Consider the following 19,431-nt stretch of genomic DNA (forward strand, 5'->3'; position numbering starts at 1 on the left):
TTGTCCCAGAATTCCCCCGGTCTTGGCACAACCGTAGGTTTTCCGTCCCCAGGTGGGGCGCAGCGTCGTACGCTCCCGGTCAGACGTACCCCGACGTGACGTAAGGCGGCCCGAAGAGACATGGTCAGCAGCGAGTACGAGCGAAGGATCGCCGCCCGGTTCGCCACCTTCGACCAGGACGGCAACGGCTGGATCGACCGGGAGGACTTCAGCGGAGCGGCCAAGGCGCTGCTCGCCGAGTTCGGGACCGCGGCCAGATCCGACAAGGGGCAGGCCCTGTACGCGGGCGCCGAGGCGTTCTGGCAGGGCATGGCGGGCATCGCGGACCGCGACGGCGACCAGCGCATCACCCGCGAGGAGTTCGTGAACGGCGCGGTCAAGCGGCTGCACGACAACCCCGACCGGTTCGCCGAGATCGCCCGCCCCTTCCTGCACGCGGCCCTGGACCTCGCGGCCGCCCCGGACGGCACGGCCACCGTGGAGAACACCGCGCGGGTGCTCAGGGCCCTCGGGGTGCAGGACGACATCGCCCGGTCGACCGCCGGCACGCTCGACACGGACGGCGACGGCAGGGTGGGCGAGGCGGAGATCGTGCCCGCGGTCGCCCGCTACTTCACCTTGTCCGAATAGCGCTCCCGCAGCTTGTACTTGAGCACCTTCCGCAGGGTCTCGTTGCGCGGAAGGGCGTCCACCACCTCCAGCTGCTCCGGCAGCTTGTGCACCGACAGCCCTTCCGCGCGCAGGTACGAGGTCACCGCGTCCAGGGTCAGTCCGGCGGCCTCCGCCGGCTGTGCCGCCGCCTCTATCACCGCGCACACCCGCTCCCCGCGCTCGGCGTCCGGCAGGCCGATCACCGCCACGTCCCCGACGGCCGGGTGCCGGTGCAGCAGGTCCTCGATCTCCTTCGCGGAGATGTTCTCGCCCTTGCGGATGATCACGTCCTTGGACCGGCCCGTCAGCACCAGATGACCGCTGCCGGTCAGCTGCCCGAGGTCGCCGGTGCGCAGGAAGCCCTCCTCGTCGAAGGCCTCCGCCGTCTGCGCCGGGTCCAGATACCCCTGGCAGACGGCCTCCCCGCGCAACCGCACCTCCCCGTCCACGATCCGGATCTCCATCCCCTGCGGCGGCCGCCCCTCCGTCGTCGCGAGGTTCTCGGCCGTGTCGTCCGGCGACCCCATGGTGATCATCGGGACTTCCGTCATGCCGTACCCGTGCGTGAGCTGCACCCCCATCTCGCGGACCACCGAGTGATAGACCTCCGGCGGCTTCGGTGCCCCGCCGCCCGCGAGCAGCCGCAGTGTCGGGATCACCTTCTCGCCCGGCTGTTTGCGCTGCTCGGCGAGGAACATCGAGTAGAACGCCGTCGACCCGCCCGCCACCGTCACCCCGTGCCTGCGGTACCCCTCCAGCGCCCGGGGCAGCGCGAACTGCTCGAACATCACCGCGGGGAAGCCGTAGAGCAGGAGCATCACCGTGTAGTCGGGCCCGGCGATGTGCGCGTACGGGAACGCCATCGAGCCCACGTCCGCCGCCGACAGATGCAGGGCGTGGGCGAGGCAGGAGCCGCCCGCGATCAGTGAGCGGTCGGTGTGCAGGACTCCCTTGGGGTCGGAGGTGGTCCCCGAGGTCCAGTAGATCCAGCGGACCGAGGTGCCCTCGGCGGGCGGGGCGGGGAGCACCCCGGGATCGCCGTCGGGCAGTTCGTCGTACGCCTCGAAGACCCCCTTCGCGCCGAGCCGTCGCGCCATCTCCGTGTGGTCGAAGCCCCGCCAGGTGCCCGGTACGGCGAAGAACTCCGCCCTGGACTCCCGCAGCGCGAAGCCGACCTCCCGGTCCCGGTAGAACGGGATGACCGGGGACTGCACGGCGCCCAGCCGGGCCAGCGCGAACGACAGCACGGCCGTCTCGATCCTGGTGGGCAGCTGCCAGGCGACGACCGTGCCGGGCCGCACCCCCATGCCGTACAGGCCCGCCGCCACGCGTTCGGCGCGCCCGCGCAGCTCCCCGAAGGCCAGCGCCCGGTCGTCCTGGAGGAACACCGGCCGGTCGGGGGTGAGTTCGGCGCGGCGCACGACCAGGTCCCAGAGCGTGCGGGACGTGCTCAGTTCGTGTGCGGTGACGTTCATCCCGGCACCCTCCGTCAAGCTGACGCTACGTCAGATCGTGCGGCAGAGCGTAGGGCCGGGCGCCTTGTCGGTCCAGAGGCGCGGGGCTAGCCTGCCCGGAGTATCTGACGAAGTATCAGATAAGTGGGGGCCGGAATGGACCTGTCGTACACGCCCGAGGAGGAGGACTTCCGGGCCCGGCTGCGCCAGTGGCTGGCCGAGGTGCTGCCCGGCCTGCCGCCGAAGCCGTCCCCCGACGACTGGCCGGCCCGGCGCGCGTACGACCTCGGGTGGCAGCGGACGCTGTACGACGCCGGGTACGCGGAGGTGCACTGGGATGCGTCCCTCACCGTACGGCTGATCTTCCTGGAGGAGACGGAACAGGCGGGCGCGCCCTACGTCGGGGCGAACTTCGTCGGGCTGCTGCACGCCGGGCCGACGATCGCCGCCGAGGGGACGCCCGAGCAGCGGGCCCGCTGGCTGCCACCCGTGCTGCGCGGCGACGAGGTGTGGTGCCAGGGGTTCAGCGAGCCGGACGCCGGCTCCGATCTCGCCGCACTGCGCACGCGCGCGTGGCGGGACGGCGACCACTACGTGGTGAGCGGGTCCAAGATCTGGACCTCGCACGCGGAAGTCGCCGACTGGTGCGAGCTGTTGGTGCGCACCGACCCCGCGGCGCCCAAGCACCGGGGCATCACCTGGCTGGCCATGCCCATGGACGCGCCGGGCATCACGGTACGTCCGCTGCGCACCCTCGCCGGGTCGGCGGAGTTCGCGGAGGTGTTCCTGGACGAGGTGCGGGTGCCGGTGGCCAACCGGGTGGGCGCCGAGAACGACGGCTGGCGCGTGACCATGGTGACGCTGTCCTTCGAGCGCGGCACGGCCTTCGTCGGCGAGGTGGTCGCCTGCCGCCGGGTCCTGGGCGAACTGGCCCGTGAGGCCCGCAAGAACGGCCGCTGGGACGATCCGGTGCTCCGGCGCCGGCTGGGCCGGCTGAACGCCGAGTTCCGGGCGCTGTGGCGGCTGACGCAGTGGAACGTGAGCGCGGCGGAGACGGGTAGCGGAGTGCCGGGCATCGGCGGCTCCGTCTTCAAGCTCAGGTACTCGCACGCTCGCCAGGAGCTGTACGACGCGGCGGCGGACGTACTCGGCGCGGAGTCCCTCGACCTCGGCCGGCCCTGGGTCCTCGACCGCCTCTCCTCCCTCTCGTACACCATCGCCGCCGGCACCTCGCAGATCCAGCGGAACATCGTGGCCGAACGCATCCTCGGACTGCCGAAGGGGCGGTGACGCACCATGCGCTTCCAACTCACCGAGGACCAGCGCGCGTTGCGCGACGGTGTACGGCAGCTGCTGGCCCGGCGCTTCGACGCGGACGCGCTGCGGGCGGCCGTGGCCGAACCGGGCCTGGACCGTGCGCTGTGGCGCGAGCTGGGCGAGGCGGGCTTCTTCGCGCTGCGGCTGCCGGAGGCCCGGGGCGGGGTCGGACTCGGTCTGCCCGAGACCGTGTTGGCCTTCGAGGAGGCCGGGCGGGCGCTGCTGCCCGGGCCGCTGGTGGCCACGCATCTCGCGGCCGGGACCGTGGCCGGCGCGGCGACCGGGGAGAGGGTCGTGACCGCCGTCGACGGCGGCCCGGTGGAGTGGCTGACGGAGGCCGACGTGGTGCTCGGGGACGCCTCAGGGGCCGTGCCGCTGCGGTCGGTCGACCCCCTGACGCCGCTGCACCGGGTGCCGGATACCCTCGCGGCCGCCACCGACCCCGTCGCCGTGCTCCTCACCGCCGCCGAACAACTCGGCACGGCCACGCGCGTGTGCGAGCTGGCCGTGCGCCACGCCCGGACGCGAGAGCAGTTCGGGCAGCCGATCGGGGCCTTCCAGGCGGTCAAACACCTGTGCGCGGAGATGCTTGTACGCGCCGAGACGGCCCGGGCGGCCGTCTACGCGGCCGCCGTCACCGCCGACCCGGTGGACATCGCGGCGGCCCGGCTGCTCGCCGACGAGGCCGCCGAACGTGGCGCCCGTGACTGCCTCCAGGTGCACGGCGGCATGGGCTTCACCTGGGAGGCCGAGGTGCATCTGCATCTGAAGCGGGCCTGGGTGCGGTCACAGCGTGGTGGCCGAACTACGGAGAGTGAGGAGCTGCTCGCCCTGGATCTGCTGCGCTGAGATGCCCGAACCACCTCTGGGCTGCGGCAATCGTGTGGCGGGTGTGGCGGATGTCGCGGATCGTGGCATACCGGAACTACGGAGCGTTGATACCGGGTTGTGTCCAACGCGTGACTCGTCACGGCCTGGAGTCGGCCGTCTGCTCCGGTACCTTCTGTGGGATGCGAGTGGTTCCGAGCACGCGCCATGCCGGTGTCGCCCCTGGGGCGGCCCCGCATTCGGCGATGCGCGCCGCCGCCAGCAGGGCGGTAAGGGCTTGCGCCCCCGCCTGTTCGACTCCCCTGAACGAGCGTCGCACAGTATGCCGCACGCGTACTCCTTCGCGCTGGAATATGCCCGAAGCGCTTGTTGGGGTGACTGTACGTCAACCATGCTGTCTCGTAAGGGAATCACGTTCCGTGACCCTTGCTCTGGCCGTTGTCCTGGCCATGCAGAAAATGGCTACGATCGTGGCCCTCGTCGTGGTGCTCGTCGCGACCCTCGTCGTGGCGTTCGCGTGGCGTGGGGTCATGTGTCCGCCGGTTCGGATGGTGTGAGCGGTGCAGGTGCTTCAAGTGCAGCTGGAGATCCGGCCCGACCCCGCGGAGGTGGGACGGGCCAGGAGGTGGGCCCGCTCGCGGCTCGCCGGGTCCGGGATAGCGGCGGACGAGCCGCTGGCCGAGATCCTGATCCTGCTCGTCTCCGAGCTCGTCACCAACGCCGTGGTGCACACCGGCTGTCCGGCCGTGCTGCGGCTGTCGCTGCCCCCGGTGGAGGTCGAGTCGGCGACGGTGCGCCTGGAGGTGGCCGACACCAGCAACCGCGCCCCGGTGCCGCGGTGTGTGGACGGGAACGCGACCGGGGGGCGCGGACTGGCGCTCGTCGACGGCCTCGCCGACCGCTGGGGCTGGAGCCCCGACGGCGCCGGCAAGCGCATCTGGTGCGAACTGGACCGCTGTGCCGAGCGCGGGGAGAGCACGGCGGCGTACGGGGGCGGGGCCGCCGAGTTCGAGGGGCTGGCCTTCGAAGCCGTGTAGTTCCGGTGCACGGTGATGCGCCGGGTGTGCATCCGTGCGCGTCGGTTCCAAACAGGATGTTAAGTAATAAATCGCCGTACCGGTGTTGACGCCTCGTGACCGTTTGATCACGCTTGTGCTCAGCGATTCGCCGCGAGGGGACGGCGAGGGCCTTGGTGACGGAAGCCCTCGTCGAGTGTGGGTCGAACCGGATGGCGGCGCGTGAGACGGCGCCCGCGCCGCCAGCCGGAGCAGCCGCGGGCCGCACGGAACGGCACGGAGGGCGGCTCAGAGAACCGCCACCGGCGCCACCGGAGTTCCCGTCGCCCCTACGAACGGCTCGGGCATCGCCGACAGCAGGAACGCGTACCGCCCTGCTTCTCCACAGGCTGTGGACAACTCTTCGAGATTCCAGTTCTGGCCCTGGAGCATCCCCATCTCCACCAGATCCAGGGCGTGCACGGGCAGCCACAGATTCTCGATCTCGGGCGGAAATATCTCGAAGGTGAGCGTGTCGTTCGCGACGGCCGCGACATCGCGCGCGTGGAACCACTCCGGGGTACGCACCGAAAGACCCGGCGACGGATAGCCGTACCCGTGCTTGTCCCCGGCGAGATACACCTGGACCTGTCCGGTCCGCACCAGCACGATGTCGCCGGCCCGCACTCGCGTACCGGCGAACTCCTCGGCCGCCTCCAGATCCTCCGGGGTGACCGCGTGCCCGCCGTCGAGCCGGTCCACGCCACGCGCGCGTGCCACGTCGAGCAGCACTCCGCGCGAGACGATGTGCCGCGCCTTGTCGATCCCGCCGAACTCGGCGCCGCCGTGCGCGGTGACGGTGTGCGCGGGACGGCCGTTGTAGAGCTTCCCGGAGTGCGAGACATGGGTCAGCGCGTCCCAGTGGGTCGCCGCCTGCAGCCCCATCGTCACCGCGTCGTCGCTGCACGCCACCGTCCCCGGCCCGAAGATCTCCTGGTTGATCTGCACCATCGCGTGCAGCGGATTGACCCGCCCCGGGATCATCCCGGTCTGCACACCGTCCTCACGCAGCGCCAGCGCGAGCGGCACACGGCGGCCGGTGCGGACCGTCGCCGCCGCCTCGCGCACCACCTCGTCGGTGATCAGGTTCAGGGTGCCGATCTCGTCGTCCGCCCCCCAACGTCCCCAGTTGTTCACACGCTTGGCGATGTCGTGGAACTCGTCCGGCAGTGACATCGGGGCCTCCCCGGGGCTTGTCCTTCACGGTCCGACGCGCCATAAAATCTAACGGTCCGTCAGAAACCGCGGGAAGGGGCCGGGCGTGGGGAACTTCTTGGCAGGCAAGGTCGTCGCCGTGACGGGCGCCGGACGGGGCATCGGCCGGGCGGTCGCCCTCGCCGCGGCGGCCGAGGGCGCCCGGGTCGTCGTCAACGACTACGGCGTGTCCACCGACGGCACCGCACCGACCAGCGAGGTCGCCGAGGCGGTGGTCAAGGAGATCGAGGCGGCGGGCGGCAGCGCGGTCGCGGTGGCCGACGACATCTCCACGATGGCGGGCGGCCGGCGCGTCGTCGACACGGCTCTGGAGGCGTACGGCCGCCTCGACGGAGCCGTCTGCGTGGCTGGGATCCTGCGCGAGCGGATGCTGTTCAACATGACCGAGGAGGAGTGGGACCCGGTCGTCGCCACCCACCTCAAGGGCACCTTCACGGTGTTCCGCGCGGCCTCGGCGGTCATGCGCAAGCAGCGGTCCGGCACGCTCATCGGCTTCACCAGCGGCAACCACCAGGGCTCGGTGTCGCAGGCCAACTACAGCGCGGCGAAGGGCGGGATCATCTCGCTGGTGCGGAGCGCTGCGCTGGGCCTGAACAAGTACGGGGTGAGCGCGAACGCGGTGGCTCCGGTGGCTCGTACGCGGATGTCGGCGGGGGTTCCCATGGAGCTGAAGGAGATCGGCGAGCCCGAGGACGTGGCCGCGCTGGTGGTCTATCTGCTGTCCGACCGGGCCCGTGAGGCGGGGGTGACCGGGCAGGTGTACACCGTTGCCGGGCCCAAGATCGCGGTGTGGGCTCAGCCGAGGGAGCTGCGTTCGGCTTACTGCGAGGGTGCGTGGACGCCGGAGCGGATTGCCGACTTTCTGCCTGGGTCGGTCGGGGTGGATCCCATGCCGATGCTGGCCCAGCTGGAGGCGATGGAGAGGGCTGCGCGGGATGGGTCTCGACCCAACGCCCAATAGCTCGGGAGCTTTTGTGGGTTGGCGGCTGCGGGTTGTTTGCGGCTTGTCGCGCAGTTCCCCGCGCCCCTGAGGGGCGCGGTTGTTGGCCGGTGATGACAAGGGGAGGCCCCATGGACTTCGGATTCACCGAAGAGGACGATGCGTTCCGCACAGAGGCCCGTGCCTGGCTGGCCGCCCATGCCGACCGCGCCCCGGACCGCCGCGCCTGGGAACGCACCCTCGGCGGAGCCGGCTGGATCGGGCTCGGCTGGCCCGAGGACGGCTACGGCAATCGGACCGTCGGCCTCACCCAGCAGGTCGTCTGGGCCGAGGAGTATGCGCGGTCCGCCGCGCCGCCGCGGTCCGGGCACATCGGGGAGAACCTGCTCGCGCCCACGCTCATCGCCCACGGCAGCGACGCCCAGAAGTCCCGGTTCCTGCCGCCGATCGCCGCCGGTGCGGAACTGTGGTGCCAGGGCTACAGCGAACCCGGTGCCGGTTCGGACCTGGCCGGGGTGCGCACCACCGCCGTACGCGAACCGCAGGAGCCGTACTACCGGATCAGCGGTCAGAAGATCTGGACCTCGCTCGCCCATGAGGCCGACTGGTGCTTCGTGCTCGCGCGCACCGACCCGGACTCGCGCCGGCACCACGGGCTGAGCTTCCTGCTGGTGCCGATGGACCAGCCGGGCCGTATCGAGGTGCGGCCCATCCGCCAGATGACCGGCACCAGCGACTTCAACGAGGTCTTCTTCGACGGCGCACGCGCGCACGTGGAGCACGTCGTGGGTGGCGAGGGCGAGGGCTGGCAGGTCGCCATGAGCCTGCTCGGTTTCGAGCGGGGCGTGTCCACCCTCGCCCAGCAGATCGGGTTCGCCCAGGAACTGGAGCGTGTCCTGCGCACGGCCGTCGAGACCGGTGCCGCCGCCGACCCGGTCGTCCGCGACCGGCTCGTGCGCCAGTGGGCCGAGCTGCGCGCCATGCGCTGGAACGCCCTGCGCACCCTGGGCGGTTCGGGCGACCCCGGCGCGCCCAGCGTGGCCAAGCTGCTGTGGGCGGGCTGGCACCAGCGGCTCGGGGAGCTGGCGGTGCGGGTGCGCGGCGCGGCGGCGGGCGTGGGGCCCGTGGACTGGTCGCCCTCGGCGCCGTACGAACTCGACGCGGCGCAGCACCTGTTCCTGTTCTCCCGGGCCGACACCATCTACGGCGGCTCGGACCAGGTACAGCGCACGATCATCGCCGAGCGCGTGCTCGGTCTGCCGAGAGAACCCAAGGGGGTCGTGTGATGCGCGGTGTGATGTTCGACGGCGGGCAGGTCCAGGTCGTCGACGACCTGGAGGTACGGGATCCCGGGCCCGGTGAGGTGCTGGTCTCCATCTCGGCGGCCGGGCTCTGTCACAGCGACCTGTCCGTGGTGGACGGGACCATACCCTTCCCCGTTCCCGTGGTGCTGGGGCACGAGGGCGCCGGGGTGGTGGAGGCGGTCGGTGAGGGCGTCCGTCATGTGTCGCCGGGGGACCACGTGGCGCTTTCCACCCTCGCGAACTGCGGTACGTGCGCGGACTGCGACCGGGGGCGCCCGACCATGTGCCGGAAGGCGATCGGCCGCCCGGGCAAGCCCTTCCGCAGGGGCGGGCAGCCGGTCCATCAGTTCGCCTCCAACTCCGCCTTCGCGGAACGTACGGTCGTGAAGGCCGTGCAGGCGGTGCGGATACCCGAGGACATCCCGATGCCGTCCGCCGCGCTGATGGGCTGCGGTGTGCTGACCGGCGTGGGGGCCGTGCTCAACCGGGCCCGGGTGGGCCTCGGGGACACCGTCCTGGTCATCGGGACCGGCGGGATCGGCCTGAACGTCATCCAGGGCGCGCGGATCGCGGGCGCGCCGCGGATCGTGGCGGTGGACGCCAACCCGGCGAAGGAACCGGTGGCCCGGCAGTTCGGTGCCACGGACTTCCTGACCTCGACGGAGGGCGTGCGGGACATCCTGCCCACCGGCGCCGACCACGCCTTCGAGTGCGTGGGCCGGACCGAGCTGATCCGCCAGGCCGTCGACCTCCTCGACCGGCACGGCCAGGCGGTCCTGCTGGGCGTCCCGCCGGCGTCCGCGGAGGCGTCCTTCCTGGTCTCCTCCATGTACCTGGACAAGTCCATCCTGGGCTGCCGCTACGGCTCCTCCCGCCCCCAGCGCGACATCGCCCTGTACGCCGAGCTGTACCGGCAGGGGCGGCTGCTGCTGGACGAGCTGGTGACGGAGACGTACCCGGTCGAGGACTTCGAGAAGGCGCGGGCGGACGCGGAGGCGGGGAGGGTGGCGCGGGGGGTGCTCACCTTCTGACAGATGATTTCCGACCCGCGTGGCCCGATCCTAATGAATGCTGTCCCTCGGGCCACTCGATCGCGGGGCGCCCAGAACGGACCCTTTATGGCGTGACCCAGACAACCGAGGCCATCGCAGCCGCACAGGAACCGAAGTCCAGCCGATCGCCCCGCATCCACCGGGCGTGGTTCGTCGCCGCCGTCACCTTCGTCACGATCACCGGCGCGGCCGCCTTCCGCTCCCTGCCCGGTCTGCTCATCGACCCGCTGCACCAGGAGTTCGGCTGGTCGCGCGGCACGATCGGCGCCGCGGTCTCCGTCAATCTCGCGCTGTACGGGCTCACCGCGCCCTTCGCCGCCGCGCTGATGGACCGATTCGGCATCCGCCGGGTGGTCGCCGTCGCGCTGACCGTGATCGCGGTCGGCTCGGGCCTGACGGTGTGGATGACGGCGGCCTGGCAGCTGATGCTGTGCTGGGGTCTGCTGGTCGGTCTGGGCTCCGGCTCGATGGCGCTCGCGTTCGCCGCGACGGTCACCAACCGCTGGTTCACCGTGCGCCGCGGCCTGGTGAGCGGCATCCTCACCGCGGCCTCGGCCTCCGGTCAGCTGATCTTCCTGCCGCTGCTGTCCTGGATGGTCGAGACGTACGACTGGCGCCCGGCCGCCGTCACGGTCTCCCTGACCGCCCTCGCGGTCGTCCCGTTCGTCTGGCTGCTGCTGCGCGACCACCCGGCCGACGTGGGCCAGAAGCCGTACGGCGCCGAGGAGTTCGTACCGAAGCCGGAGCCCGTCACCGGCGCCGCCCGCCGGACCGTCACGGTCCTTCTCTCCGCGGTCCGCACCGGCCCCTTCTGGCTGCTGGCCGGCACCTTCGCGATCTGCGGGGCCTCCACCAACGGCCTGATCCAGACGCACTTCGTGCCCGCGGCCCACGACCACGGCATGCCGGTCACGGCGGCGGCCTCGCTGCTCGCGGTCATCGGGGTGTTCGACGTGGCCGGCACGATCGCCTCCGGCTGGTTCACCGACCGCTTCGAACCGCGCCGCCTGCTCGCCGTGTACTACGCGCTGCGCGGGATCTCCCTGCTCTTCCTGCCCATGCTCCTCGCCCCGTCGGTCCACCCGCCGATGATCTTCTTCATCGTCTTCTACGGCCTCGACTGGGTCGCCACCGTCCCGCCCACCCTGGCCCTGTGCCGGGAGCAGTACGGCGAGGACAGCGCGATCGTCTTCGGCTGGGTGCTCGCCTCCCACCAGGTCGGCGCGGCCCTCGTCGCCTTCCTCGGCGGTGTGGCGCGGGACGTCTTCGGGTCGTACGACATGGTCTGGTACGCCTCGGGCGCGCTGTGCGCGGCGGCGGCCCTGATGGCGCTGGTGATCCGGCGGCGGGCGGCGGTTCCCGTGGCGGTCGCGGCTTAGCGGAAACGCCCCTTGTGGAACAGCAGGGGAGCCGCGTCCTCGTCGGCCGTGCCCAGTGCGTCCACCCGGCCCACGACGATCAGATGGTCGCCGCCGGTGTGCACGGCGTGGACGGTGCAGTCGATCCAGGCGAGCGTGCCGGCCAGGCGCGGGGAGCCGGAGACCGGTGCCGCGCCGTATTCGACGCCCGCGAACTTGTCCGCGCCCCGCACCGCGAAGCCCCGGCACAACTCGCCCTGGTGGGCGCCCAGGACGTTCACGCAGAAGACGCCCGCGCGGGCGATCCGCGGCCAGGTCGTCGACGTACGGCCCACCATGAAGGCGACGAGCGGCGGGTCGAGGGAGAGGGAGGAGAAGGACTGGCAGGCGAAGCCTGCGGGGCCGTCCTCGCCGTCGGCGGCAGGGGCCGTGACCACGGTCACTCCGGTCGCGAAGTGCCCCAGCACGCGCCGGAACTCGCCCTGGTCGACGGGCGCCCGCTCGTCCTCCCCGACACACCGCAGCTCCGGGCGCGGCAGCGCCTCGACGGGCCCCGGGGGCGGGGCGTCGACCGACCTGAGGTAGCGGACGGCGGCGGCCGCCATCCCTGCGTGTCCCATCACACCGCCCATTGAAGCTGACGGTGCGTCAGATGGGAAGGGGTGCGGCGGCCTGCGGGGAGGGCGTACATAGGCTGCCGACATGGGGTGGGGAGACATACGCCGGGACTTCGGCCTGGCCGTGCCGCTGTGCGCGGCGCAGATTCCGTCCGCCGCGCTGTTGGCGTGGATCATCGGCGCGAGCGGTGACGACTACGGCGCCGGATACGGCGGTGCCTTCGGGATCCTGTGCCTGCTGGTCTTCTCGCCCTTTCTGCTGCCCTTCGTGGGCGTGGTCCAGGCGGTCCTCCTCACCGTGCCCTCGCTGGTGATCGCCCGGCTCGCAGCCCGGCGGTTCGGCGGGCCCGGCCGGCTCTGGCATCTGGCGGCTCCCGTGGCGCCGGCGGCCGTGTGGGGTGCGCTGATGCCGTTGCTCCGGGACTGGCCGCCGGTCACCACGGTCACGTGCCTGACGGCCCTGGGCGTCCTGCCCGCGCTCGGCGTCGCCCGGGCGCGCGGGCGCACCTGGCGCCCGTGGGGCCTTTGGTGGCGCTCGGCGCTCGCCTCCGTCCCGCTGCTCGTGCTGACCTTCGGCGGCGGCGTCCTGGCCTCCGTCACGGGACTGATCCCCCAGTACGTGCCTCCGAAGCTCACCACCGCCCAGCTCACCGGGGTCTGGCGCGGTCCGAAGGGCTCGGAGCTGCGGCTCGGACCCGGCGGGCCGGCCGAGGCAATCCGGCTGGCCACCCAGCCCACGGGCGACGACTACCGCTTCAAGGACTACGTCACGTGCGGCAGCTTCGGCACCTGGGAGGCGGACCGCGCCGGGCGCGACGGCGTGCTCGTACGGCTCGACGGCGACTGCGGCGAGGACACCCGCTGGACCATCGGCGGCACCGAGGACGACCCCGAACTGTTCGTGCGCTTCGGCGATCCGGACGCGGGTGACCTGGTGATCCTCGAGCGAGCGTCGGCCGGCTGACCCTCACCGGCCTCGGAACTCCGGGCTTCTGCGCTCCACAAAGGCCCTGAGCCCCTCCCGGGCGTCCTCCGTCGTCATGTTGATCTCCTGCGCGGCCGCCTCCGCGGCGAAGGCCGAGGCGCGGTCGGCGTCGAGGGAGGCGTTCACCAGCTGCTTGGTCAGGGCGAGCGCCCGGGTGGGCCCGGCGGCCAGGCGGGCCGCCCACTCCCGGGCCGTCTTGTCCAACTCCCCGTCCGGCACCACCCGGTTGACGAGGCCCAGTCGCTCCGCGTCCGGTGCGGTCAGCGCGTCGCCGAAGAACATCAGCTCCTTGGCACGCTGCGGGCCGATCAGCCGGGGCAGGAGGTAGGCGCCACCGGCGTCCGGTACGAGTCCGCGCCGTACGAACACCTCGATGAACCGGGCGGACTCCGCGGCGAGCACGAGGTCACAGGCGAACGCGAGATGGGCGCCGAGGCCCGCCGCCGTACCGTTGACGGCGGCGATCACCGGCTTCTCGCAGTCCAGTACGGCCGCGATCAGCCGCTGGGCCCCGAGGCGCAGCGTGCGCGCGACGTCACCGGGGATCCGTCCACCGCCCCCGGTCCCGCCCCGCAGATCCGCACCCGCGCAGAACCCGCGCCCCGTCCCCGTCAGGACGACGGCCCGTACGTCCGGGTCGGCGGACGCCTCCGACAGCAGCTGGATGACGCGCTCCCGCAGGTCCGGGGTGAGGGCGTTGAGCGCCTCGGGGCGGTTGAGCGCGATGCGTGAGACCCCCTCGTCGGTCGCCCGCTCCACCGCGGCCGTCACCGGCACACCGCCAGCGCGTCCAGCGCCACCGCGCCCTGCCCCCGGGGCAGCACCATCAGCGGATTGATGTCGAGCTCGGCGAGTTCGTCCCCGAGCTCAAGGGCCATGCGCTGCACCCGCAGCACGACCTCGACGAGCCCCTCGACATCGGCGGGCGGCCGCCCCCGCACCCCGTCCAGCAGCGCCCGCCCGCGCAGTTCCGCGATCATGTCCCGGGCCTGCTCCTCGCCGAAAGGCGGCACGCGTACGGCCGCGTCCCGCAGCACCTCCACCAGCACCCCGCCGAGACCGACCGTCACGGTCGGCCCGAACAGCTCGTCGTGCGTGACGCCGACGACCATCTCCACACCCCGCTCGACCATCTGGCACACCAGGACGCCGTCCAGCGAGACGCCCTCGTAGCGGGCGATGTCGGTCAGCTCGCGATAGGCGTCCCGGACCTGGCTGGCGGAGGTCAGGCCGATCTTCACCAGCCCCAGCTCGGTCTTGTGGGCGATCTGCGCGCCGGACGCCTTCATGACCACGGGGTAGCCGACCTGCCCGGCCGCGCGTACGGCCGCCGCCGCGCTGGTCACCAGCTGCTCGCGCGGCACCCGTATGCCGTATGCGCGCAGCAGCTGCTTCGCCGCGTGCTCGCTCAGCTGCCGGCCCGGCTGCATCAGCGCCCGTGCCTTCTTGAAGGAGGGGGAGGGGGTGCGGGGTGCCTCGTCGAAGGGGGAGCGGTAGGAGCGGACGAAGCGGTGGTGGTCGAGGTAGGCGCGGACGGCGGTGAGGCAGTTGCCGACGGTGCGGAAGGTGGCCACGCGCAAGGAGCCGAGCAGGACCTCGCGGTAGGCCGGTTCGGTGCCGACCGGCGATCCCCACACCACGCACACCAGCTTGTCGCTCGCCTCGGCCGCGTCGACCAGATCCCGTACGAGCCGGTCGCTGAGGGGCGGGAAGGGCCCGGTGATCGGGCAGATGAGGACGCCCACCTCCGGGTCGTCGAGGATCGAGTCGATGATCTTCCGGCCGCGCCGGTCCCCGACCGGATGCCCGCCGTTGTCCACCGGGTTGGCCACGCTCAGGTACTCGGGTATCCACTGGTGCAGCTCGGCCTGCCGCGCCTCGGACAGCACCGGCAGCCTGAGCCCGGCCCCGGCGGCGAGGTCGGCGACGTGGGCGCCGGTGCCGCCCGAGATGGAGTAGACGACGACCCCGTCGGCGAGCGGCGCCCGCGCGCGGGCCAGCAGGGCGGCGGTGTCCTGGAGTTCATCGAGTCCGTCGACCCGGACGACCCCGAACTGCCGCATGGCCGCGTCCACGACGTCGTCGGCCCCGGTGAGCTTGCCGGTGTGCGAGGCGGCGGTACGGGCCCCGGCCTCCGTGCGCCCCACCTTGACGGCGACGACGGGCACCTTGCGGCGGGCGGCGCGGTCGGCGGCGAGCAGGAAGGCGCGGCCGTCCTTGAGACCTTCGACATAGCAGGCGATGGCCCCGACCTCGGGCCGCTCGGCGAAGTAGGAGATGAAGTCGGCGGTCTCCAGGTCGGCCTCGTTGCCGGTCGGGGCCCAGTGGGAGAGCCGGATGCCGAGCTCCTGGAGGGCGAAGACGGGCCGGCCCTGGTGCCCGGACTGGGTGATCAGGGCGATCGCCGGTCCCTCCAGGTCCTCCCGGAACCGCTCGAAGGCGTTGAGGTTGGTGTTCGGTCCGAGCAGCCGGAGCCCCGAGCGCCGGACGGCGGCCGCGAGCCGCTCCTGGGCCCTGGCCCCCTCCTCGCCCGTCTCCGCGAACCCGGAGGCGAAGGCGACGGCGAACTTCACCTTGGCCTCGGCGAGTTCCTCGACCACCGGCAGCGGATCGGCGACCAGCAGCACGCCGAGGTCGACCTGCTCGGGCAGGTCGGCGACGGAGGCGACGCAGGGGATGCCGAAGACCGACGGCCGGGTGGGATGCACCGGGTGCACCCGCGCCCCGACCCGCTCGGCCCAGGCCAGCAGTTGCCGGGTGATCCCGGTGTTCGGCCGTCCCTCGGTGTCGGAGGCACCGATCACGGCGACGGACTCGGGCCGGAAGAACCGGTCCAGATCCGGTACGTCCGCATACAGCGGCCGCCCGCTCACATCGAGGTCGTCCACGTCGGCGGCCCGGCCGTGGACTGCGGGCCCGGGACGCAGCTCACCGCAGGCGATGACCCGGGCCCGGCGGGAGTCGGTGGTGAGGGTGCCGTGGGTTGATCCAAGCATCGTTCCGCCCGCTCCTGTGTGACAGCACAATTAACTGACGCAGTGTCAGATTACTGAACTGACGCGACGTCAGGAACTGTTCTGCATGCAAAGGTTGACGAACGGTACGACGGATCGGTTCCGGCGTACGCGCTGTCGCCGGGCACCGTGGGCGTCCTGGCATCGGTGGCGAAACTTTGGACAACTGCTGGGCTTTTGCTCTCCGTCTGCTGGGCCGGCTCTCGACAGCGTCTTCCTAGGGTCGTTGTCGTCCCCCGGTGGTCCGGCTCCTGGATCACCGCATCCCCGAAATCTGGAGACAGTCCATGCGTGCCCTGCCCCGCCGTGCCCTTCTTGCCGCTCCTGCCGCCGTGCTGATGTTCGCCCTCGCCGCCTGCGGTGGCGGTTCCGACTCCGGCTCCGGTTCCGGCAGTTCGAAGTCCGACACCCAGCAGGCCGCCCAGGGCACGGGCGGTGCCGACGCGGCGGGCGAGGCCGCCGGTGACACCGACGACAAGAAGGAACCGCCGCTGACCGGCGACATCAAGCAGAAGGCCGAGGCGGCGGCCGTCGCCGCCTTCCCGGGCACCGTGATCAAGTCCGAGGAGGACGCGGAGAAGCCCGGCATGTACGCGGTGGAGGTGAAGAAGGCGGACGGCACCTCGGTCGAGGTGTACCTGGACAAGTCCTTCAAGGTGACCGGCACCAAGGAGGAAGGCACCGAGGAGACGGAGAACAACGGCTGAGACGCACGGGTCGACCGGCCGGAGGGGAGAAACAGGTGCCGAGCGAGCACGAGAACGCCACCACGCCACTGCCGGACTCCGCACGGGGCGGCTACGGGAACCGCTTCGAGGAGGATGCCTTCGACTATCCCTCGTCCTCGCCCTTGCCCTCCCAATCCTGGTCCTCCGAGGACGGCCCGACCGGGTCCGCCGAAACCACGGTTGCCGACGCGCAGTCCGAAGCCGAGGCGAGCGGGAGCCGGCGGAGCCGGGCGCGGGACGAGAGCGGGTGGCGGCAGACGGCGGTACGGCACCGGTCGGCCCTGACGGCCGTCGCCACGCTCGTCCTCCTCGGCGGCTTCGGCCTCGCGCTGTCCACGGTCAGCGACACGGTCACCTCCAACCCGGCCCCCGGCGGCACCGCCCAGGTCTCCGCGCCCAAGTCACCCGGCTCACCGTCCCTCCCGTCGGACGCGACGCTCCCCGCCGAACCGCCCGGCGGCACCGCGAACACGGCCACCCCGCCGACGCAGACCGCTCTGCCGCCCGTCACCGGTGACCGCGGTGACGACCACCACGGGGAGGAGGAGCGGGGACGCGAGGACGGTGACCACGCCGACGACTGACCCCCCACGGTCGGCGTCGTCACCGCCCCGCTCCCACCGCCCGGCTGCCCGGCCGCTCGCCCCCCGTGTCGACCGGCCGGGCGGGCACCCGCCCCGGCACACCGTCCCTACGACTCCCAGGTCCCAGGCGGCTTCCCATGAACAGCCCGACTCTCATGGCACAGCTGTGCGAGCCTTGCGCCATGCGGCTCCTGCTCATCGAAGACGACGACCGAATCGCCGGCCCGCTCACCGAAGGGCTCGGGCGGTACGGCTTCACCGTGGACCACGTCCGTACCGGCGCCGCCGGACTCGCCGGTAGCGACGGAGCCCCGGACCTGGTCCTGCTCGACCTCGGCCTGCCCGACATGGACGGCCTCGACGTCTGCCGCAGCCTGCGCGCCCGCTCCGCCGTCCCGATCATCATGATCACCGCTAGGGGAGAGGAGGCCGACCGCATCGTCGGCCTGGAACTGGGTGCCGACGACTACCTCGCCAAGCCCTTCGGCGTACGGGAGCTGGTGGCCCGTATCCGCGCGGTCACCCGGCGCACCACCGGCGCGCTGCCCTTCCCCGCGCCGGCGCATCCGGCGGCGCCCGAGACCCCCGGACCGCAGCTGCTCGGCTCGCTGGAGATCAACCGCCGCACCCGCCAGGTCCGCCTCGACGGAGCCGAAGTGCTCCTCACACCCCGTGAGTTCGACCTGCTCGCCTACCTCGCCGAGGACCCCGGCACGGTCCACTCGCGACAGCAGATCATGGACTCGGTGTGGGACCCGCACTTCTTCGGCCCCACCAAGACCCTCGACGCCCACGTCGCCGCGCTGCGCCGCAAGCTCGGCGACCCGGCCTGGATCACCACGGCCCGCGGTGTCGGCTTCCGCCTCACCGTCCCCGGCCACGACGCGGAACCCGGGGCGGCCGGATGACCCGGCGTCTGCTGCTCAGCTATCTCGGCCTGGCGATCCTGGTGCTGGCCGGCCTTGAGATACCACTCGGCTGGATCTACGCCCGAGGAGAGATCTCCCGCGCCTCCCAGAGCGTCGAACGCGACGCCTCGATGCTCGCCGAGGTCACCGAGGAGAACATCGAGAAGGGCAACCTCGACGCCCTGCCCGATGTCGTCGGCGACTACGCCACCCGCACCGGCGGACACGTCGTCGTCACCGACAAGCAGGGCAGCGTCCTGGCCGACTCCGACCCCTCGGGCCGTACGGGCATCAGCATCGCCGCCCAGCCGGACATCGCCCGTGCCCTGCGCGGCCGGCCGACCGTGGCCACCGGAGGCGACCTGTTGTCGGCCACCATGCCGGGCACCTCCGGCACCACCATCCGCGGCACCCTGCGCCTGACCTACCCCATGGCCGAGGTCAACGCCCGCGTGCACCGCATCTGGGGCGCCCTCGCCCTGGCCGGAGCCTGCGTCCTGGCCGTCGTGGCCATCGTCGCCTTCACCCTCGCCCGCTGGATCACCCGCCCCCTGCGCACGCTGGAGGCCGCCACCGCCCAGCTGGCCGACGGCCGGCTCACCAACCCGCCGGACGCCACCACCGGCCCGCCCGAACTGCGCAGCCTCGCCGCCTCCTTCACCCACACGGCGACCCGGCTGCAACAACTCCTCAAGGCCCAGCAGGCGTTCGCCTCCGAAGCCTCCCACCAGCTGAAGACCCCGCTGACCGCACTGCGCCTGCGCCTGGAGAACTTCGAGCCCTACCTCGATCCACGCGCCCACGGCAGCCTGGACGAATCCGTCGGCGAAGTCGAACGCCTCAGCCGCATGGTGCAGGGCCTGCTCGCCCTGGCCCGCCTGGAGAACTCCGCCACCACCCCGGAACCGGTCGACCTGGACACCGTCATCGCCGACCGCGTCGCCATGTGGGAGTCGCTGGCCGCCGAACAGTACGTGGTCCTCGCCGTCACCGGCCGCCCCGCCGGCCGGGTGTGGGCGATCCCGGGGGCGCTGGAGCAGGTCATCGACAACCTGGTCGCCAACGCCCTGCGGGTCTCCCCGCCCGGCACGACCATCACCCTCCACCGGTCGCCGGGCACTGCGGCCGGGGTCGAACTCCACGTCGTCGACCAGGGCCCCGGCATGTCCGAGGCCGACCGAGCCCGCGCCTTCGACCGCTTCTGGCGCGCCTCCGACTCCCACCACGACGGCACCGGCCTCGGTCTGCCCATCGTCCGCCATCTGGTGAACGCCTCCGGCGGCGAGATCACCCTCGGCCCGGCGTCGGGCACCGGCCTGGACGCCGCCGTGCGCCTGCGCCCGGTGGCCGGCGGCCGCTCCCGCGGCGCAAGCGGCTCGCCCCGATCGACACCGGCAGCCGCGACGGCGCCTTGACCGGCC

The 19,431-nt window shown here is 72.3% G+C and carries 19 protein-coding genes; 14 read left to right on the plus strand and 5 right to left on the minus strand.

Annotated elements, in window-relative coordinates; genetic code table 11:
* The first annotated feature begins 120 nt into the window (after positions 1-120).
* The gene (locus ACFY1J_RS24250; RefSeq protein ID WP_390709723.1) at positions 121-630 is read left to right on the plus strand and encodes an EF-hand domain-containing protein; all 510 of its coding nucleotides are present in this window, start codon (positions 121-123) and stop codon (positions 628-630) included.
* On the opposite strand, the gene ACFY1J_RS24255 is transcribed toward ACFY1J_RS24250, so the two are convergent.
* Positions 609-2,126, minus strand: coding sequence for an AMP-binding protein (locus tag ACFY1J_RS24255; protein ID WP_390709724.1), 1,518 nt, complete (start codon positions 2,124-2,126; stop codon positions 609-611). The two genes, ACFY1J_RS24250 and ACFY1J_RS24255, sit on opposite strands and share 22 nt — an antisense overlap.
* A gap of 135 nt (positions 2,127-2,261) precedes the next feature.
* Between ACFY1J_RS24255 and ACFY1J_RS24260 the strand changes: the two genes are divergently transcribed.
* The 4 genes from ACFY1J_RS24260 (at position 2,262) to ACFY1J_RS24275 (ending at position 5,287) form a co-directional block, all read left to right on the plus strand.
* Positions 2,262-3,395, plus strand: coding sequence for an acyl-CoA dehydrogenase (locus ACFY1J_RS24260; RefSeq protein ID WP_390732023.1), 1,134 nt, complete (start codon positions 2,262-2,264; stop codon positions 3,393-3,395).
* Positions 3,396-3,401: 6 nt separating this feature from the next.
* Entirely contained in the window at positions 3,402-4,271 is an 870-nt protein-coding gene (locus ACFY1J_RS24265; RefSeq protein ID WP_390709726.1) for an acyl-CoA dehydrogenase family protein, read from the plus strand.
* A 398-nt stretch (positions 4,272-4,669) separates the two neighbouring features.
* Positions 4,670-4,807 (plus strand): hypothetical protein, encoded by a 138-nt coding sequence (locus ACFY1J_RS24270; protein ID WP_363298307.1) that lies wholly within the window; start codon positions 4,670-4,672, stop codon positions 4,805-4,807.
* 18 nt (positions 4,808-4,825) lie between these two features.
* Positions 4,826-5,287 (plus strand): ATP-binding protein, encoded by a 462-nt coding sequence (locus ACFY1J_RS24275; RefSeq protein WP_390709993.1) that lies wholly within the window; start codon positions 4,826-4,828, stop codon positions 5,285-5,287.
* Positions 5,288-5,554: 267 nt separating this feature from the next.
* Here ACFY1J_RS24275 and ACFY1J_RS24280 read toward each other — a convergent pair whose 3' ends face one another.
* Complete coding sequence (locus ACFY1J_RS24280) at positions 5,555-6,481, minus strand: cyclase family protein (RefSeq protein WP_390709727.1); 927 nt, start codon at positions 6,479-6,481, stop codon at positions 5,555-5,557.
* Positions 6,482-6,566: 85 nt separating this feature from the next.
* Between ACFY1J_RS24280 and ACFY1J_RS24285 the strand changes: the two genes are divergently transcribed.
* The 4 genes from ACFY1J_RS24285 (at position 6,567) to ACFY1J_RS24300 (ending at position 11,195) form a co-directional block, all read left to right on the plus strand.
* Positions 6,567-7,481 carry an SDR family oxidoreductase gene (locus ACFY1J_RS24285; RefSeq protein WP_390709728.1) on the plus strand — a complete coding sequence of 305 codons (915 nt, stop codon included), beginning with the start codon at positions 6,567-6,569 and terminating at the stop codon, positions 7,479-7,481.
* 110 nt (positions 7,482-7,591) lie between these two features.
* The gene (locus tag ACFY1J_RS24290; RefSeq protein WP_390731886.1) at positions 7,592-8,746 is read left to right on the plus strand and encodes an acyl-CoA dehydrogenase family protein; all 1,155 of its coding nucleotides are present in this window, start codon (positions 7,592-7,594) and stop codon (positions 8,744-8,746) included.
* Positions 8,746-9,795, plus strand: a complete 1,050-nt coding sequence (locus ACFY1J_RS24295) for a Zn-dependent alcohol dehydrogenase (protein ID WP_390731887.1) — start codon at positions 8,746-8,748, stop codon at positions 9,793-9,795. The genes ACFY1J_RS24290 and ACFY1J_RS24295 overlap by 1 nt, the downstream gene beginning before the upstream one ends.
* A gap of 92 nt (positions 9,796-9,887) precedes the next feature.
* The gene (locus ACFY1J_RS24300; protein ID WP_390709731.1) at positions 9,888-11,195 is read left to right on the plus strand and encodes an MFS transporter; all 1,308 of its coding nucleotides are present in this window, start codon (positions 9,888-9,890) and stop codon (positions 11,193-11,195) included.
* Here the strand turns inward: ACFY1J_RS24300 and ACFY1J_RS24305 are convergent.
* On the minus strand, positions 11,192-11,794 hold the full coding sequence (locus tag ACFY1J_RS24305) for a flavin reductase family protein (RefSeq protein WP_390709994.1): 603 nt from the start codon (positions 11,792-11,794) through the stop codon (positions 11,192-11,194). The two genes, ACFY1J_RS24300 and ACFY1J_RS24305, sit on opposite strands and share 4 nt — an antisense overlap.
* 82 nt (positions 11,795-11,876) lie before the next feature.
* Here ACFY1J_RS24305 and ACFY1J_RS24310 point away from each other — a divergent pair, with 82 nt between their 5' ends.
* Positions 11,877-12,755, plus strand: coding sequence for a hypothetical protein (locus ACFY1J_RS24310; RefSeq protein ID WP_390709732.1), 879 nt, complete (start codon positions 11,877-11,879; stop codon positions 12,753-12,755).
* 3 nt (positions 12,756-12,758) lie between these two features.
* On the opposite strand, the gene ACFY1J_RS24315 is transcribed toward ACFY1J_RS24310, so the two are convergent.
* Both ACFY1J_RS24315 and ACFY1J_RS24320 read right to left on the minus strand, forming a co-directional pair.
* On the minus strand, positions 12,759-13,547 hold the full coding sequence (locus tag ACFY1J_RS24315) for an enoyl-CoA hydratase/isomerase family protein (RefSeq protein WP_390709733.1): 789 nt from the start codon (positions 13,545-13,547) through the stop codon (positions 12,759-12,761).
* Positions 13,544-15,772: an acetate--CoA ligase family protein gene (locus ACFY1J_RS24320; RefSeq protein WP_390731888.1), complete on the minus strand. Its 2,229-nt coding sequence runs from the start codon at positions 15,770-15,772 to the stop codon at positions 13,544-13,546. Before ACFY1J_RS24320 ends, ACFY1J_RS24315 begins: the two co-directional genes overlap by 4 nt.
* Positions 15,773-16,077: 305 nt before the next feature.
* Here ACFY1J_RS24320 and ACFY1J_RS24325 point away from each other — a divergent pair, with 305 nt between their 5' ends.
* From ACFY1J_RS24325 to ACFY1J_RS24340, 4 genes are all read left to right on the plus strand, one after another.
* A complete protein-coding gene (locus tag ACFY1J_RS24325) occupies positions 16,078-16,497 on the plus strand; it encodes a peptidase (protein ID WP_390709735.1) in 420 nt (139 codons plus the stop codon).
* Between the two features lie 35 nt (positions 16,498-16,532).
* Complete coding sequence (locus ACFY1J_RS24330; RefSeq protein ID WP_390731889.1) at positions 16,533-17,102, plus strand: hypothetical protein; 570 nt, start codon at positions 16,533-16,535, stop codon at positions 17,100-17,102.
* Between the two features lie 182 nt (positions 17,103-17,284).
* Positions 17,285-18,010: a response regulator transcription factor gene (locus tag ACFY1J_RS24335; protein WP_390732024.1), complete on the plus strand. Its 726-nt coding sequence runs from the start codon at positions 17,285-17,287 to the stop codon at positions 18,008-18,010.
* On the plus strand, positions 18,007-19,425 hold the full coding sequence (locus ACFY1J_RS24340) for a sensor histidine kinase (protein ID WP_390731890.1): 1,419 nt from the start codon (positions 18,007-18,009) through the stop codon (positions 19,423-19,425). Before ACFY1J_RS24335 ends, ACFY1J_RS24340 begins: the two co-directional genes overlap by 4 nt.
* Positions 19,426-19,431: the final 6 nt, after the last annotated feature.

The sequence above is a fragment of the Streptomyces sp. NPDC001406 genome, assembly GCF_042895285.1.
GTDB lineage: Bacteria > Actinomycetota > Actinomycetes > Streptomycetales > Streptomycetaceae > Streptomyces.

What these genes read in the sequence shown, in the direction of transcription:
- ACFY1J_RS24250 (WP_390709723.1), top strand. Translation starts at nt 121, where the DNA reads ATGGTCAGCAGCGAGTACGAGCGAAGGATCGCCGCCCGGTTCGCCACC.
- ACFY1J_RS24255 (WP_390709724.1), bottom strand. Translation starts at nt 2,126, where the DNA reads ATGAACGTCACCGCACACGAACTGAGCACGTCCCGCACGCTCTGGGAC.
- ACFY1J_RS24260 (WP_390732023.1), top strand. Translation starts at nt 2,262, where the DNA reads ATGGACCTGTCGTACACGCCCGAGGAGGAGGACTTCCGGGCCCGGCTG.
- ACFY1J_RS24265 (WP_390709726.1), top strand. Translation starts at nt 3,402, where the DNA reads ATGCGCTTCCAACTCACCGAGGACCAGCGCGCGTTGCGCGACGGTGTA.
- ACFY1J_RS24280 (WP_390709727.1), bottom strand. Translation starts at nt 6,481, where the DNA reads ATGTCACTGCCGGACGAGTTCCACGACATCGCCAAGCGTGTGAACAAC.
- ACFY1J_RS24290 (WP_390731886.1), top strand. Translation starts at nt 7,592, where the DNA reads ATGGACTTCGGATTCACCGAAGAGGACGATGCGTTCCGCACAGAGGCC.
- ACFY1J_RS24295 (WP_390731887.1), top strand. Translation starts at nt 8,746, where the DNA reads ATGCGCGGTGTGATGTTCGACGGCGGGCAGGTCCAGGTCGTCGACGAC.
- ACFY1J_RS24305 (WP_390709994.1), bottom strand. Translation starts at nt 11,794, where the DNA reads ATGGGACACGCAGGGATGGCGGCCGCCGCCGTCCGCTACCTCAGGTCG.
- ACFY1J_RS24310 (WP_390709732.1), top strand. Translation starts at nt 11,877, where the DNA reads ATGGGGTGGGGAGACATACGCCGGGACTTCGGCCTGGCCGTGCCGCTG.
- ACFY1J_RS24320 (WP_390731888.1), bottom strand. Translation starts at nt 15,772, where the DNA reads ATGCTTGGATCAACCCACGGCACCCTCACCACCGACTCCCGCCGGGCC.
- ACFY1J_RS24325 (WP_390709735.1), top strand. Translation starts at nt 16,078, where the DNA reads ATGCGTGCCCTGCCCCGCCGTGCCCTTCTTGCCGCTCCTGCCGCCGTG.
- ACFY1J_RS24335 (WP_390732024.1), top strand. Translation starts at nt 17,285, where the DNA reads ATGCGGCTCCTGCTCATCGAAGACGACGACCGAATCGCCGGCCCGCTC.
- ACFY1J_RS24340 (WP_390731890.1), top strand. Translation starts at nt 18,007, where the DNA reads ATGACCCGGCGTCTGCTGCTCAGCTATCTCGGCCTGGCGATCCTGGTG.